The organism is Niastella sp. OAS944 (genome assembly GCA_024809215.1).
Taxonomy (GTDB): Bacteria; Bacteroidota; Bacteroidia; order Chitinophagales; family Chitinophagaceae; genus Niastella.
The window spans coordinates 225,364-241,807 of sequence record JANUBW010000001.1; the positions used below are offsets into that span (position 1 = coordinate 225,364).

Consider the following 16,444-nt stretch of genomic DNA (forward strand, 5'->3'; position numbering starts at 1 on the left):
ACAAAATGAAAATTAGAATATTATTAATGTCGTGTTATTGTATATTTAATTTTAGAAGCGTTGCTCAAACAGTGAGCGTCGAAAAAGAATTATATATTGTTGATACAATAGAAATAAAAGACCCCATCCTGATTAGGTTTGTAGAAAATAAATATGTTCAGTCTGTTCTGGTATCAAAGGAACGTCTTGATTCTGTGCGTAAGGATGATACCAGTTATTTAAATTTTTTATGTGCTGGAAGTGGATATTTATTATTTCAGGCAGCTGAATTTTCCTGCTTTTTTAATAATTTACTTTATTATTATCCAGCTTTAAAAGATTCTCCTTTTTATACAAAGTTGCAAACACAGTTATATAAAGCTGATCAGGATACGGTTTATGTTCCAATTGATAGAAGCACGTACTGGAATAATCCTAAAAAACACAATGGGTGGGCATATCGTGAAATTTACCCGAGAAAATTTCTTTTATGTTTGGCAAAAGGAAGAGCTCTTCGCAGATGTCAAGGAAGAGATGAAATAAAGATTTATAATATGGACAATGTCTATTTTAAAATATTGTTACCTATTACGAAAAACTTCCATTAAGAAATTTCAAGGCCTCGATTATACAAAGGTTGTTTAGGGGAGAAGACACAAGGATCAATTTTCATCTTTTAAATGTAGACCCCGAGGTTTGCACCTTGCAACATCCATGTGTTAACCATGCGTCAACATGATCCCAACAGATTGAATTGGTTTAAAATACACAAGACAGCAACCAAACTGGATTCAAACCAAATACCATTGAAATTAAGCCAATTCCATATAGAAGTTTAAGAGTAAGTAATATTACGGTACTAAAAAACCCGCTGTCAGAGCGGGTTTTAGTTGAACAATTAACTTGTAGTGATCCGGATTGGATTCGAACCAATGACCTACTGCTTAGAAGGCAGTTGCTCTATCCAACTGAGCTACCGGACCCTCCATTTTGAACCTTTTGCCCCTTTCGGAAGTGCTAAAATCCAAAACAGTCTGCCCCGACTTTCATCGGGGACGCAAAAATATGTTTTTTATCGATAAAATTGATACTTCGAAGCAAACTATTTCATTGAATTGATGCCCATAACCTTCAGGGAATCATTATTTACAGCAATTACCACCATTTTTTGGCCCTTCGCCCCCTTTATCAATGCCAGATCCTTCACATCGCCGTGCACTATAAACCCACTTCGTACGGGCGGAATGGCCAGAAAGTTCTTGCCGGCAATTCCCTTTAAAAAGCATCCGTAGGAGGCATCATAGCGGCCGGTCATTACATCGGTCTGATATTCATTTCCAGCCAGCAGCAGGTCGATAGCTCCGTCACCGTCAAGGTCATCGCAAATAATGGCGTTTACAGGAGCGAATTGGGCTTCCTGCGGTAAAATATGGCGTCTGAATTGGCCACCGCCGAGGTTTTCGAACCAGCAACTGCGGGTTTCGGTACACGTGTACCGGGCCAAACTGTCCTTCGGACGGCCTTTGAAGATATCGGTAACAGTGGCTTTAGCATAATCTGTATGGTGCAGGAACTGCTTTTTGATGGCCGGCACCTGGTCGGCAAACTGCCGCCGGTTGATGCCGGGATATAGCCGCTTAACTCCAGTTTGGTCTTTGATATAATAAAACGGAATGGGATCAATGCTGCCATTCCCATCAAGATCGGCCGCATACAATTCCATAGGCGTTGAATCGCGTACCTGGTAATCACAATTGGAACCTAAATTACCGGCAACAAGATCTATATCGCCATCATGATCGATATCGGCCGCCGCCAGGCTCCGCCACATACCGGTCATAGTGGCAATACCGGTACCCTGAGTTACTTCGCGTAATCGTCCGTGATCGTTCTTAAAGAACCTTATAGGCATCCACTCCCCTGTTATCAACAGGTCGGGTTGATGGTCGTTATCGAGGTCCGTCCAAACTGCTGCCGTTACCATACCGGGGTGAACCAATTCTTTACATACAGTAGCTGTAACGTCGGTAAATACGCCTTTGTCGTTGTGTAAAATGTAGCTTCGGCCAGGCTTAGGATATTGGCGCGTAACGCGGCTGCCAATAAACAGGTCGGGCCGCCCATCTCCATCGTAATCGCCCGCCTGTACACAACCTGCAATAATGCGGATGTTGGCGGGAATGGCGTTCGTCTGTAGCCGGAAATGTCCTTTTCCGTCGTTTGTGTACAATCGGGGCGCATTATACGCCGAACTGTCTTCAAATTGAATATTACCACTGGTTACCAGCAGATCGGGAAAGCTATCGCCATTTGCATCAAAGAATATGCAATCCTGGTCTTCTTCCATTTTTATACTGTCTGTGAGGGCAACGCTGGTGAACTGTCCGTTCTTTTGTTGCACAAAAAACCGGCCACTGAAATTAAAAGCACCGCCGACGAAGAGGTCATTGAGCCCATCGTTGTTAATGTCGGCGGTGGTTATATATGGACCCAACTGCGAAAATTTTTGCGGTAGCAATCGTTGTACCGCAAAGTCATTATAATTACTTTCTACATGGCGGTATGCTATATGTGTTGCATTGGTAACATCTAAAAAAACAGCCAGCTGGTTTTGCGTGGTATACCCCGGCCACGTTCCAGCCGGCTGTTGATCTATAACCAATAGCGAATCCACTGCCACCTGCCTTAACACCTGAAAAGTATTATCGGGCCAAATGGTAACAATGGAATCGATATGCATATGCTGTCCTAAACCAAAGACTAACTTCGTATCTACCGTTGAAAAATAGCCGCGTACCGGGTTTTGTTCCTGCGTTTGTACCTGTAAACCGGTATACACTTTTACTTTGGTACCAAAGGCGGCGGGGTTTGCCCCCTTCCCTTTTAACTGAATACTTATGGAATGATGCGTTACAGGTTTACCTTTTACATTGGTATTATTGATCAATACAAATGCATCTTTATTGATATTGTTCACTACAAGGTCCAGGTCGCCATCGTTATCGAGGTCGGCCCAGGCGGCGCCGTTCGACATCGACTTTTCGTTCACCCCTGCCTGTTCCGATACATCGGTAAATGTGTAATTGCCATTATTTCTATACAGATAATTACCTAACTCCACATGGTTCAATGATGCCAGTTTATCATTGATCAGTTTTCGTTGTTGCTTTATATCGCTTACCCGCCCCATTACGGTTGAACTAAATTCAAGAAAATCGGCATTGATAAAATCGCGGCCGATTCCATTGGTAACATGCATGTCTTTCCAGCCATCATTATCAAAATCGGCCATCAATACACTCCAGCTCCAATCGGTAGTGGCGATGCCGGCGAGCTGGCCTATCTCGCTGAAAAAAGGGGTCGAAACCTCCCTCCGCCGTCCGGCCTCCCCCCGGCCCCTTCCGGTGGAGGGGGAGTTGGTAACCTCGCTACTATTTGCATTTTCCCGGCCTTTCCAATTTCCATTGTTCAATTGCAACATATTCCGCATATACTCTGGCTCATAACCGTATGAGCGTTCGGCCTGGTACCGTTCATAATTCATTACCGACCAGGTTAGCTTCCGTCGTTCATTATGCTCGGGCATCATATCGAGCGTGGCCACATCGGGCCAGCCATCATTATTTATATCGGCCGCATCGGCGCCCATACTTGAATAACTCTGATGTTGTATGGCGTTTGCTATGCTATTGGTGAAGGTCCCATTTCGGTTGTTCAACCACATTACATCGTTCGTTAAAAAATCATTGGCCACATATATATCGGGCCACCCATCGTTATTGAGATCGCTTACCACTACACCTAAGCCATAACCATCTTCTTTGATATTAGCTGCCAGCGTAACATCGGTAAACACGGGATGCCCGGCCGCTCCTGCTACACCTTCATTTCGGTATAATTTATCATTTGCCAGGGAACCGCCTGTTTGGTCGCGCGGGTAAATAGTATTGGCATTTCCGGCGCTGAGTAAATAATTGGCAAGGTACATATCCAGGTCGCCATCTTTATCATAATCAAAGAACACAGCCTGGGTTGAATAACTGGTGTCAGCCAATCCATACTCTGCAGCAGACTCTTTAAAAGTAAGATCATGTTGATTTATAAATAACAGATTGGCTGCACGTTCGAGCAGGTTCTTGCCAAATACACAAACATAAATATCGTCGTAACCATCATTATTTATGTCTACAATGCTTACTCCGGTGGCCCAGCCACTGGTGCCGCAGCCGGCTTTGGCGGTAATGTCGTCGAAGTGGTTTTCGCCTTTGTTTATATACAAGGCCGAACTTACCTGGTTACCGGTAAAATAAATATCTTTCAATCCATCGTTATTAAAATCACCTATGCCAACGCCGCCACCCATGTAGCCAAATTCGTTGATAAAGGAATGCGTGCTGTCAGTCTCGTTTACCTGGTTCCTGAAATGTATATTAGTAACCTTTGAGGGCAATGAGCTGAACAGCGTTTCCTTTTTATCCGTAGTACAAGAAACCAGCAATAAGAATACGGATGTTACCAGTAAACGAAGATGACAGCACGCTGACGATGAGACCATAGCCTTTTGTTAGTTTTGAAGCACTTTAGTAGCCACCATTTTGTTTATTTATACTGCCTGAACCCAGTTGCGGATTATTATCTATTTCCTGTTGCGGAATGGGTAACAATTCATCGCGGCCTGTTTTAAAGTATGACAAGGGTTCGTTGACAGAAGTATAATATCCTTTTTTGCGCCAACGCAAAATGTCGCGGTTGCGAATTTCTTCGCAGCCCATCTCTACTGTTTTCTCATGAATAATAGCTTTTGTTATATCCGCTTTGCTGCCGGTTGGAAATTGAGCGGTTGGATAATGCGGCATATCCACCCCTGGCCGGTCGCGTATTTCATTCAAATAACCTACCGCTGCTGCTGTATTATTCAATTCATTTTCACACTCAGCCAGCATCAGCAACACTTCTGCATATCGTATAATTCGTTGGTTGTTTCCGCCGCCGGCACGGTCGCCACCCTTGCCATGTTTATAAATGATCATAAACTTGCGCCAGCTTATTTTTTTGGTAACACCATTTAGAATGGAGGAGTTTCCATTCTGGTCATCATCTGTAAGCACAGACGCTCCGTTGTTATATGTGTCGCCACTCTGGTAAACCGACATCGCAAACCGTGGATCTGTTTTCGCAGCTCCTGTGGCCGTGTTCTCAAATTCATTCAGGAACCTGTTTGAAGGAATGAGGTTACGCCAGGCTATAGGCGAATATTCCTGGTTACGTACTGTTCCCTGCGCCTGGCTGGGATCATCGCCGGTTCCTCCGCCTTCACCACCCCAGTTAAAAGTGTTGGGTTTATTCTCGAAAAACACCGCTTCCCAAATAGACTCTTTATTGAATTCCGTTTCTTCGAGGAAGTTGTTGGCATATGGAACATTGAGGTTATACTCTCCGGAATTCTTTACAGCCAGTAAAGCAGTTTTGGCAGCCGCGTAATCGCCTTTTTGCAATTGCACACGGCCTAGCATGGCATTGGCCGCCCCTTTGGTTACCCGGCCACGATCTGCTTCGCCATAACTGGGAGGCAAAATCGCTGCTGCGTCTGTAAGATCTTTAATGATCTGCTCGTAAATACTGGCTTCCGGTGCACGGGGCTGAAACTGATTGGGTGCGGTTACGGGTTCCAGGTACATAGGCACCGGTCCCCACAACGATACCGCCTCAAACAAGGCCCATCCTCTAAAGAACTTGGCTTCGCCGACATTGCGGTCGCGCAGGGGCACATTACCTGTTACATTGGGTGCATACTTTATAACGGTATTGGCCCGGTGAATGACCGTGTAAAGGCCATTCCATACGTCACCCAATACTTTATTATCTGGCGAAGCATTGCCATTCAGGATCTGCGCCCGGGGCACTTCAAGCTGGCTTCCACCCGCACTTACATCATCACTTCGCAGGTCATGCACAAAAAACCACTCGCGGCCTACCAATGATCCGGCGTGAAAAATGGAATAAATGGCGTTGGTCCCTTTCAATAGTTCATCATTATTGCGGAAATAAGTTTCCAGCGTTGGATAGCTGGGATTGGTTTTATCGAGTTGCTTTTCACAGGCAATGATCGTTACTACAATTATCAAAGCAGCCCCAATACTATACTTAATATGTTTAGGTTTCATAATAGTAAATTGTATTAAATGAAATAGCCGGTTAAAAACCTACCTGTACACCAAACTGGAACGAACGGGCGGCAGGGTACTGCCCAAAATCGATACCATTGGTGAGCGTTCCGTTGGGCTTCTTGATATCTTTCGATCCAACTTCAGGGTCCCAGCCTGTGTAATTAGTAATGGTGAACAGGTTTTGGGATGAAACGTATACCCTGAAACTGCTAACCGTTCCTTTCGTAAATGATTGCAAAAAGCTGCCGGGGATCGTATACCCTATCATGATATTCTTTAACCGCAGGTAAGAACCATTTTCGATCCAGCGGGTAGAGGGGCGTACATTTTGATTAGGATCCTGTGCAACGGCCCTTGGCACGTTGGTGTTTGTGTTCGTAGGCGTCCATGCATTTAACACGGCTGTACCCGCACCAAATAATCGCGGCATACCTTCCCTGATGATACGGGCTGCATTAAAGATCTTATTGCCCTGTACGCCCTGAAAAAAGATAGAAACATCGAAGTTTTTATAGTTACCGCCTAAATTCAAAGAATAGGTATAATCGGGTAAATAATTTCCAAGGAAAGTTCTGTCATCGGCAGTAATAGCTCCATCGGGTTTACCATCGGGCCCGCTGAGATCTTTGAACTTCAAATCACCGGCTCTGGTTTTATCGGTCTGGAATGGACTGCTTGTTACTTCGGCATCACTCTGGAAAATGCCCTCTACAACATACCCGTAAAAAGACTGGATCGTTTCTCCGGCTTTGGTCCTGGTAATGGGCGCCCCACCGCCAAAGTCCTGATCGCCGCCATTGTCGATGGTTGCATTCGGCGTATTCAGACTGATCACTTTGTTGGTAATAAAACTAATATTGCCGGTAACATCCCATTTAAAATCACCCACGCTTTCTTTATAGCCCAGTTGCAGGTCGAACCCATTGTTCTCCATGGCGCCTATATTAGCCAATACACCGGTGCGTCCAAACCCGAATGAACCGGGTGTTGGTACATTCAGCATCAGGTTATCTGTTTTGCGCCGGTAATAATCGGCCGACAATGTAACGCGGTTATTGAACAAACCCAGATCAAAGCCAATGTTCAACTGCTTTGTTTTCTCCCATTCAAGGTCGCTATTTGAAATAGCATTATAGAAAGATGCATTACCGCCCGATGGCATGGAATTATTAAAGGGATAGGTGGCGCCATTCAATGCTACGATGGCCTGCCAGGGATAATCATTTGGCAGTTGTGAATTGGGAAGTCTACCAAAAATGCCAATGCCATTCAGGCCGGTAACTCCATACCCCCCACGCAGTTTTAATTCCGACACCTGTTTCAGATCACGCATAAATGGTTCCTGGTCAACCCGCCAGCCAACTGAGGCAGAAGGGAAGTTGGCGAATTTATTGCCGGGCGCCCAAACTGATAATCCATCACGGCGAATAGCTGCACTCAGCATGTATTTACCACCAAATTCATAATTTAACCGGGCCACATAAGAGATCAGCAGGTTTTCGCTTTTTGTGCTGAAGGCACTCACATTCGTGGCGCCAAACATGGTCTCAATATCATTGGTAGCCTGGTTGCCGGTCATTTGTTCGCCGTATGCCTTGTTGCTTTGGGTTTCATACACACCGGTAGCGGTGAGGTGATGATTACCGAACGTTTTATCGAACGTAAGCTGCTGGGTATATAACAAGGTAGTGAGCGTGGTGCGCACATCGTCTATAGAAGCCAGGGGATCACTGCGTCCTTTATCGTTAAAAATGGGTTTGAACTGGTGCTGGAACAGATTTACATGGTCAACACCAAAGGTAGAGCGGAACTTTAACCAGGGGGTAAAATTCACTTCAGCATACGCAGTACCAAGCACTTTTAATGTTTTGCGAATGGCATTCTGGAGTAACGCATCTTCCACCGGGTTCGTAGGGTCAGCGCCGTCTACGCTGTTCTCGGCGCCTCTGAACCCACCTAATGTTGTAGGGTCATACACCGGTAAATATGGCAGATTACGAATAACATTCACCAGCCTGGTCCTGTTGTCTGGTGTATTATCATAACGTTGTTTTGAATATGACAGCATCAGGTTTTCACCTATATTGAATACATTACTGATCTTATGGTCAGAATTGATGCGATAATTGCCTCTTTCATAATACACACCCTGTGAAATACCATCCTGTTTAAAATAACCGGCCGATGTAAAGAAGCGGCTGATATCATTGCCACCGCTTACCGACAAATTATGTTGGGTAAGCACGCCGCTTTTAAAGTAGGCATCCTGCCAGTCGGTATTCGTTTGTGCATAGGTTTGGGTAGCGCCGGCATATATAGGTTGATTGAAATTGGCTGGTTGTAAACGGGGCGGATGCCCTACTCCACCGGCTTCATTCAATGCAAATTCATACTTGAGGTATTGTTCGGTATTCAGCAGGTCAATTTTTTTCCAGGGCTTTTGCGTACCCACATAACTATCGAGCCGAACCTGTAATTTCCTGTCTCGTTTTCCTTTTTTAGTAGAGATCAGTACAACGCCATTGGTAGCCCTTGACCCGTAAATTGCGGCTGCACTGGCATCTTTCAATACTTCTACCGATTCAATATCACGGCTATCGAAATTGATGAGGTTGCCAGTAGGAAATCCATCGATCACATATAAGGGATCACTGGCAAAATTGATGGAGCTAACCCCGCGGATACGCACAATTGGCGATGAACCGGGTTCGCCATTGTTGGTAACCGTTAAACCGGCTACCCTGCCCTGCAGGGCTTGTTCAACACTGGCTACCGGCAGTTCGTTGATGGCCTTGGTATTTACCGAAGTGATGGCGCCTGTAAGAGAACTCCGTTTTTGGGTACCGTAACCAACAATGATCACTTCGTTCATGTTGGTTTGTTCGGCTACCAGCCTTATAGTGATATTGGTTTCATCACCTATTTTAACAGCATGTTCTTTATAGCCAACCATCGAGAACTCCAGCGTTTCGCCCACATCGGCTGAAATAACGAAAACACCTTTTTCATTGGTGCTGGTGCCCCTGTTGGTACCCCGCACCAATACCGAAACACCGTTCAGCGGTTCCCCGCTTTCGTTAGTTATTTTTCCGGTAATGTTCTTGGCGGTCGCTTCTTCGTCGAGTAAATATTTACGGGGGTCATCGGTAAGGAACATGGCCAGGTTATAGGCCTCTCCTTTTTTCATCAACACTATCTGGTTGCCCGATACGAAATACAAGACATTTAATGGCGTTAGAACAATCTCTAATAATTCGCCCAAACGCTGGTTGCGGGCGGCCACAGAGATCTTCTGCCGCACCGGAATGCGTTGGGAGCTGTACACAAATTTTATTTCGGCAAGCCGGCTGATCTCATTCAGCACCGTCTTCATTTCCTTGTTATCTGCAATCAGGTTAATACGCTGATTCAGAACCTCCTGCCCGTGTACCGGGCGGGCATACATGATACTGGTAAATCCAGTGATCAGTAGTAATGGCAGCAATCCTATTCTCATAAACCGGTAGATTAACTGGTTAACGAGTACTTTTTTCATAGTTTTGTACTATTAGTTGGTTAAAGCAATCAGTTTTAATCACTGTTTGTCCCGCTACTTAAAGGCTGCAGGACAAAATCATAAGTAGCCCCGGTATTGCTGCGAACAATGCTGGGGTTCTTTTTTGCCTGGTAGTTATGGTGGTAACTTGATCATATTATTTAGTTTATAAATAAATTAAAACAGTCATTTTATTTGTCGTTCTTACCGCTTATTTACATCCGCTCGATTCAATCACCACCTGACCATCTATCACTTCATAATGCGCATCGATGGCGCTGCAAATAAGATCGAGTTTGCGGTAAAAAGGTTCATTCGTAAGGTCGGCGGTTACGGTGCATTTCTTCAGCAGATCGCTGTCGAATACGATACTAATGCCATACATGTTGCTGAGGTCACTCAGGATCCTGTCTATCGGCGCTTCGTCGTACACCAATGTTCTGTCGGTACCTGTAGATGTAATTGTAGCGGGATTGCTGAGTAGTACTTTCTGGAACGTTTGCCCCATTCTTTCGTAAACCAGTTGTTGATTTGGGGTAAGAATTATTTCACTTGTTTTACTGCTGGCTTTGGTTTCGGCCTGTTTATAAACACTCACTTTACCGGTTCTAACTGTAACCTGTATGGTAGTATCCTTTTCAAACGAGCGTACGGTAAAACTGGTGCCCAATACTTTTGTAACAATTTCATTGGCAAATACCCTGAATGGCCGGTGGGGATTTCTGGTAACTTCAAAAAACGCTTCACCCAACAGGTACACATCGCGGGTTGCGCCGTTTTTGGCGGTATCGCCGCTTCCGAAAGTATGTGCATAGCTTACACGGCTTTTTGATGCCAGGGTAATATGGCTGCCATCGGGTAATGTAAGCAGCAACGGCTGCTGTGAAGTATTAACGTGCTCAATCAATTGCTTCGACGACACCATAACGGCATAAGCAAACGGACGCGCATGGGTATTACGGAAATAAAAATACCAGGCGCTGGTTATACAAAACAGTAATACGGCGGCTGCATACCACCATTTAAAAGCAATTACTTTACCGGTACGGGGTTCGGGTTTTATATGCTGGGTAGAAATGGTTTGCAGTAACCGGCCTACCTCGCGCTCAACTTCCTGCCCGCTGATATTGCTTTGCTGAAATTGTATTGATTCAACAATGCGCCGCGCCGAGGCGATAACCAGGTGTTTATCAGGATGCTGTTGCAGCCAGGTGCTCCAAAACAGGTTATCTTCCTCGCGCTGTTCATGCACCCAGCGGATAAAGTCTTCATCTATTACAAAATCTGATATATCATAAAGCCGGAAATCCTTCATACTTCTCGGTTATACCAATAAGTTCCTTCGGCCGGTAAATTCTACTGGTAAAAATGAGTAATTGTTAAAAAAACACCAGGTTAGGTCATAAAAGTATCAGTATGTGGGCGTGAGTGGTGAATGGTGAATGGCCTCGCGAGCATTCAGATTTGTTTACGACCTTGCAGCACCCGAAATTCAAGTCAATTGCCGACAAAACGCAAGCCTCGAAATAGGGCGTTTGCCGTTTCACGTTTGCCGACCGATTGCCGATTATGCTGGTGGGAATAACTCAGCCTGCCAAAGGCTTCTTAACTTCTGAATAGTTTCATGCAAAAGATTATACACCGACTGCCGGCTAAGGTTCATTAAACCTGCTATTTGTGCGTGATCGAGGTGCTGATAGAATTTGAGGTAAATAAGTTCATGCTGGCGTTTCGACAATTGCGCCATGGTTTTACGTAATATGGTAGCCTGTTCTTCCGACATCTGTTTATCGATGATCAGTTTTTCTACAGAGAATTCCTGCAAAAAATCATATTCCTCTTCCAATGCAACAGTACCCAGGCGAATGTTGTGTTGATGCAGTGATTTCAGTACTTTATTTTTTAGAGCACGCAGGAGATAATAACGGGGAGATAAAATAGAAGCGGCATTTTCGCGGCGTTGCCATAAACTAATAAACACCTCCTGTATACAATCTTTTATGAGGCCTTCGTCTGTGGTAAAACGCGACCCGTAATTATACAAGGCAGTATAATATTTTCTCATGATGGCAGCCAGCGCCTGCTCGTCATTTTGTTGCAATCGTTGAAGCCATGTGGCTTCTAACTGTGAATCATTATTCAACATCAGCAGTGAGGATAGGTTACTTAAAAGCGTTCTGCGTTTTTGGCATTTCGCGCATCAATATTAAGGCATCAGAACAATTCGATGCAAAAAAAATATTAGCACATAGTAATCGTACGACTTACATAACATGGAATTTAATATATCAAATAAATTCCCTTTCCTTATTTTTATCGCAAATATTATTACTACTCATGGACGTACAAATTGAGGAAAGCTGGAAAACAGCATTGAAACCCGAATTTGCAAAAACGTACTTTCAGAATATCGTCACTTTTTTAAAAACGGAAAGGATGGCCAACAGGACCATTTATCCGCCCGGCGCCCTCATCTTTAATGCATTCAATACAACCCCATTCGATAATGTAAAGGTGGTCATTTTAGGACAGGACCCGTATCACGGGCCCGGACAGGCGCACGGACTTTGTTTTTCTGTTTCGAATGGAGTACCGCCGCCACCATCACTGGTAAACATATTTAAAGAATTGCAAACTGATGTTGGCGTTGCCATCCCCGATCATGGCAACCTTACCAAATGGGCCGAGCAGGGGGTATTGCTGCTCAATGCATCGTTAACCGTTCGCGCAGCGGAGCCCATGAGCCATTCGCAAATAGGCTGGGCCGAGTTCACCGATAATGTAATTAAAAAGATCTCTGAAGAGAAGGAAAATGTAGTGTTCATTCTGTGGGGCAAATTTGCGGGTGCAAAACAGGTGTTGATCGATGAAACAAAACACCTGGTACTGAAAGCCGCCCACCCATCGCCCCTGAGCGCTTACGCAGGTTTTTTTGGCTGCCGCCATTTTTCAAAGGCCAATGAATACCTGATGAAGAATGGGAAAGATCCTGTTAACTGGGCATTGTAGTAATCAAGAAGCTGCAGTGAACATAGCTTTGAGTTACCGGATGCCAGTTACCAGGCACCTGATAGCAAGTTTCGAATTAAAGCCTGGCAACCGGAAACTGGTAACCGGCAACCTTGTAACTTGCAACCTGTAACATAGATTTATTACGGAAGTATAAATAAAAAATGAATATCCTAAAAGAGATAATCGGTCGCATTTGTGCAGCCTGGGCCGCGTTGATATTTACTATCACCCTGCTGATAGTATTGATCCCGTTTATGATTTTCAGTTATCCATGCAGCGAGCCCAAAAAAACAAGGCGGTTTGCCGCCATTTCCCGGGTGTGGATGGGTATTTACCTGCCGCTCATTGGCTGCCCCCTCATTGTTCGTGGCAGAAAGAATTTTGCTCCCGGCGAAACCTATGTTGTAGTAAGCAACCATAATTCATTTATGGATGTGCCTATCTCCTACCCCGCCATACCAGGTGGTAACAAGACCATTGCCAAAATTGAAATGGCCAGGATCCCCATCTTTGGTTTGATTTATACCACCGGCTCTGTGTTGGTTGACCGTAAAAGTGAAGCCAGCCGTAAAGAGAGTTATCATAAAATGCGTAAGGTGCTCGATATGGGTTTGCATATGTGCCTTTATCCCGAAGGCACCCGTAACCTTACCGATCAACCGCTGAAAAGTTTTCACGATGGCGCTTTCCGCCTGGCTATCGACAGTGGCAAGGCTATTATTCCCGGCATTATTTTCAATACAAAGAAGGTGTTACCAGCCAGCAAGGCTTTCTTTTTGATGCCGCATAAAATGGAAATGCATTTTTTACCACCCATTAAGCCGCAACCCGGCGAAACATCGGTGGCGTTGAAGGAAAGAGTTTATCAGATCATGCATGATTACTATACTCAAAATGCTAAGTAAAGGTGACGAGTAAAAGAACAGGGCCATCGCCCTAGGCGATGGCCCTGTTCTTTATCTAAAAACTTTTCATTTCTTCCCCGTTAACCAGTTACCTCGTTAACTTTTCAACTAATTGGTAAAGTATCTGGTCCTATTGATCCTCAAGTCACGCAAAATTCCCGACTTCGGACTGATGGTAAAATTGAATGTACGCCACAAACCAACCGGTGTTACGTTAATGCTTAATTGCCAGCAGTGCATTTCGCGCGAAATATACATGGAGAACTGTTGTATTGCAGCTTCCTTGATGTCGTAAAATCCTTGCAAACCAAATTTCCATTTGGGTGTAAGGTTGAAATCACCGTTCCAGCTCAGGTTCGAATACGAATTGGTTTCCCAGCCTGAATAATCGCTTTTGATCTGTTTAGTAAAGTTCATCGAGTACGATAAACTCAGCGACCAGGGCACATTGAAGTCGGCAAACTCGGCCGGGTTGGCCCGGGCAAACGCCAATTGCGCCTGCTGCTCTTCCTGCGTTAACATTCCCTGCTCGCGTAAGGCCTCTTCTTTTTGCTGTGCCGCTTTTTTATCCTTTGCCTGGCTTTGGAATGAGGTAGATACCGCAATGTTACCGTTTGTAATTCGACCAAGATTTTTTAATGAGAATTTTTCGTGTTCCCACATATACTGGTTTTTACGGAAGCCCATGGAATCTGTCTTATAAGGATCGAGTGTAGCGCCCATAGTTATATTGATCTTTTCGAACAGGGTGCTACGTACATACAAACTAAATGGCGACAATTTAAATGAATCGGCAATGAAGTTATAGCTGCTGTTAAAACCAAAACCATCAATCAGCCGTATCTTCTTCAATCCACCATTCGCTGTATCTTTTTTCGATCTTACCTTGGCTTCTATATTATTATCTATCCCAAAACTAATACCACCAAATATGCCTTCACTGGGCGGACCGTATAAACTTCCATCAAAATAGGAGAAGCGTTGTGTACGGGAATGGGCAGAATCTATAAACTCATCATAGTAATGCTTTGAGCCCAGATCGGGTTTATAGCTAAAGGAAATGGTAGGCCTTACGGTGTGGCGAATAGCCGCAATTGGGCTATTCTTCCCAAAACCGGCGAACGTCCCGTACATGGCGGTGTTTACACCCAAACTGAACGATACATCACTGGCGCGATATAACCCTTTTGTAACCGAGGTATCAAGTTTCAAGGTAGAATCGTTCCAGGTACGTTTAAGTTTTCGTGAATACCATTTTTCCTGGTAGCTAATACCTGGTGAAATTTGAAATGGCCCCATTTGTGGCAGGGATAGCTGAATGGGTATTGAATGCTGGGCGCCCCAGTTCATGGTATCGAGTATTTTACTAAAGCTGAAATCCTGTTCCAGGAATCTTATATCGTTGGCTAAGGTACTGTTCAACCCGATACCCAGTTTTTGATACCATTTTTGTGTACCAACAAATTCTTTTGGCTGCAATGGGTACAATGTATTTACCGTGAACGACAGGTTCGGCAGGGTCAGGTTTATTTCCCGAGTAAGGTTGTTTTGGGTATGGTTGGCCGTTGCTGTTAAATTATATTTAGTACCCCAGGTTTTGGAGTAAGCAATTGAAGAATTCAGTGTATTTTGAAAGTTAGCTGTGGGGTCGCTCTGAATAAACCTGTTAAGTTTGGTAGAGGCAACATTCACATTCGCCGAAAAAGTAGTACCCGGCCGGGCGCGGCTGTCAACCGTATGGCTCCAGCTAATAGCATAGTTTTTTGTTACGTCGAACTCCCCTTTTCCGCTGCTCGACAATATTTTCACCGACTGGTACCTCAGGTTCATCTGTCCATTATACCGGTAGCGTTTGCGATACGTAGGTGTTAACGTAAGTTCGTAACCGCCATAAGAATACAGGTTTGAACGAAGGGTAACATCAAAATACTCGCTCAGCACTTTATAATAACCCAGGCCTTCCAACCCCAAACCAAACTGCTCGCTTTGCGAAAACTGCGGTGGTAATAAACCGGAATGGCGCCCTTGCGATAATGGAAAGAACCCAAAGGGAATATATATTGGTACCGGCACGCCCTCAAACTCGGGGTGAATGGGCCCTGATACTGCCAGCTTCTGGCTTACCATTTTCATTTTATTGGCGCGGAATGCAAAGTGCGGCGTATCGAGGTTACAGGTAGTGAATTGTGAACGATATGCAAAAAAATCGTGCTCGTTTATTTTCTTTACCTTTTCACCCTGCACATACATTTCACCCTGTTGTGTAATACTTCCTTCGGTGATCCCCTTTTGCGTTTTAAAATTGTACCGCATGATATCCGCCGATATTTTACTGTCGGCCTGTACCATTACCGGCTTTCCGATAACATTACCTGCCGTATCTTTACGGCCAACGGCAGTTACCATTTGCGTAGCCTGATTAAGGCTAATGCTATCTGCCGAAAGGTCCATATCCTTTTGCTTTACGTTCCCTTTACCAAACAACGTGATCGTTTTTCCGGGTACATCCAGCACCATACTGTCGGATGCTTTATAAGATACCGGTGCATCGAGCGTATCTTCCGAAACCGGAACATTAACGGTATCAATTTTGTTTATTAATGTATCTTTCCCGGGAATGGTATCGTTAAGCTTTCGGGAAGCCGAGTCCAGTTTCTTTGGTATGGTATCTAAAGCACGTACAGGCTTGGTCGTATCCTGCTCAATTCTGGTTAAGGAATTGTCAAAATAAGGTTTCGAGAAATAATTAGCCCAGATATCAGACGTTAATAGCAAAAGCCATAACGATAAAATCAGGGCCGAACCATCTTTTAAATTATTTTTGCGTCCGTTCATCATATGCAGGT

General features: G+C 44.6%; 9 protein-coding genes and 1 tRNA gene. 3 read left to right on the plus strand and 7 right to left on the minus strand.

Annotated elements, in window-relative coordinates; genetic code table 11:
* Positions 1-5: 5 nt before the first annotated feature.
* Positions 6-587 (plus strand): hypothetical protein, encoded by a 582-nt coding sequence (locus GGD38_RS00920; protein ID WP_375299912.1) that lies wholly within the window; start codon positions 6-8, stop codon positions 585-587.
* A gap of 301 nt (positions 588-888) precedes the next feature.
* Here GGD38_RS00920 and GGD38_RS00925 read toward each other — a convergent pair.
* From GGD38_RS00925 to GGD38_RS00950, 6 genes are all read right to left on the minus strand, one after another.
* Positions 889-962 (minus strand) — tRNA-Arg (locus GGD38_RS00925).
* Positions 963-1,081: 119 nt separating this feature from the next.
* Positions 1,082-4,534, minus strand: a complete 3,453-nt coding sequence (locus tag GGD38_RS00930) for a VCBS repeat-containing protein (RefSeq protein ID WP_375299911.1) — start codon at positions 4,532-4,534, stop codon at positions 1,082-1,084.
* 25 nt (positions 4,535-4,559) lie between these two features.
* Positions 4,560-6,143 (minus strand): RagB/SusD family nutrient uptake outer membrane protein, encoded by a 1,584-nt coding sequence (locus GGD38_RS00935; RefSeq protein ID WP_375299910.1) that lies wholly within the window; start codon positions 6,141-6,143, stop codon positions 4,560-4,562.
* A gap of 31 nt (positions 6,144-6,174) precedes the next feature.
* Positions 6,175-9,681 (minus strand): TonB-dependent receptor, encoded by a 3,507-nt coding sequence (locus GGD38_RS00940; RefSeq protein ID WP_375299909.1) that lies wholly within the window; start codon positions 9,679-9,681, stop codon positions 6,175-6,177.
* A gap of 211 nt (positions 9,682-9,892) precedes the next feature.
* On the minus strand, positions 9,893-10,996 hold the full coding sequence (locus tag GGD38_RS00945; protein ID WP_375299908.1) for a FecR family protein: 1,104 nt from the start codon (positions 10,994-10,996) through the stop codon (positions 9,893-9,895).
* 252 nt (positions 10,997-11,248) lie between these two features.
* Positions 11,249-11,827, minus strand: coding sequence for an RNA polymerase sigma factor (locus tag GGD38_RS00950; RefSeq protein WP_375299907.1), 579 nt, complete (start codon positions 11,825-11,827; stop codon positions 11,249-11,251).
* A gap of 191 nt (positions 11,828-12,018) precedes the next feature.
* On the opposite strand from GGD38_RS00950, the gene ung reads away from it, so the two are divergent.
* On the plus strand, positions 12,019-12,690 hold the full coding sequence (gene ung / locus GGD38_RS00955) for a uracil-DNA glycosylase (RefSeq protein WP_375299906.1): 672 nt from the start codon (positions 12,019-12,021) through the stop codon (positions 12,688-12,690).
* A 164-nt stretch (positions 12,691-12,854) separates the two neighbouring features.
* Positions 12,855-13,598, plus strand: a complete 744-nt coding sequence (locus GGD38_RS00960; protein WP_375299905.1) for a lysophospholipid acyltransferase family protein — start codon at positions 12,855-12,857, stop codon at positions 13,596-13,598.
* A gap of 108 nt (positions 13,599-13,706) precedes the next feature.
* Here GGD38_RS00960 and GGD38_RS00965 read toward each other — a convergent pair whose 3' ends face one another.
* Positions 13,707-16,436, minus strand: a complete 2,730-nt coding sequence (locus GGD38_RS00965; protein WP_375299904.1) for a putative LPS assembly protein LptD — start codon at positions 16,434-16,436, stop codon at positions 13,707-13,709.
* Positions 16,437-16,444 lie beyond the last annotated feature (8 nt).

Bases quoted from the DNA above. Each gene is read 5' to 3' on its own strand.
- GGD38_RS00960 (WP_375299905.1), top strand. From the start codon at position 12,855: ATGAATATCCTAAAAGAGATAATCGGTCGCATTTGTGCAGCCTGGGCC.
- GGD38_RS00930 (WP_375299911.1), bottom strand. From the start codon at position 4,534: ATGGTCTCATCGTCAGCGTGCTGTCATCTTCGTTTACTGGTAACATCC.
- GGD38_RS00920 (WP_375299912.1), top strand. From the start codon at position 6: ATGAAAATTAGAATATTATTAATGTCGTGTTATTGTATATTTAATTTT.
- GGD38_RS00945 (WP_375299908.1), bottom strand. From the start codon at position 10,996: ATGAAGGATTTCCGGCTTTATGATATATCAGATTTTGTAATAGATGAA.
- ung (WP_375299906.1), top strand. From the start codon at position 12,019: ATGGACGTACAAATTGAGGAAAGCTGGAAAACAGCATTGAAACCCGAA.
- GGD38_RS00965 (WP_375299904.1), bottom strand. From the start codon at position 16,436: ATGATGAACGGACGCAAAAATAATTTAAAAGATGGTTCGGCCCTGATT.
- GGD38_RS00950 (WP_375299907.1), bottom strand. From the start codon at position 11,827: ATGTTGAATAATGATTCACAGTTAGAAGCCACATGGCTTCAACGATTG.
- GGD38_RS00940 (WP_375299909.1), bottom strand. From the start codon at position 9,681: ATGAAAAAAGTACTCGTTAACCAGTTAATCTACCGGTTTATGAGAATA.
- GGD38_RS00935 (WP_375299910.1), bottom strand. From the start codon at position 6,143: ATGAAACCTAAACATATTAAGTATAGTATTGGGGCTGCTTTGATAATT.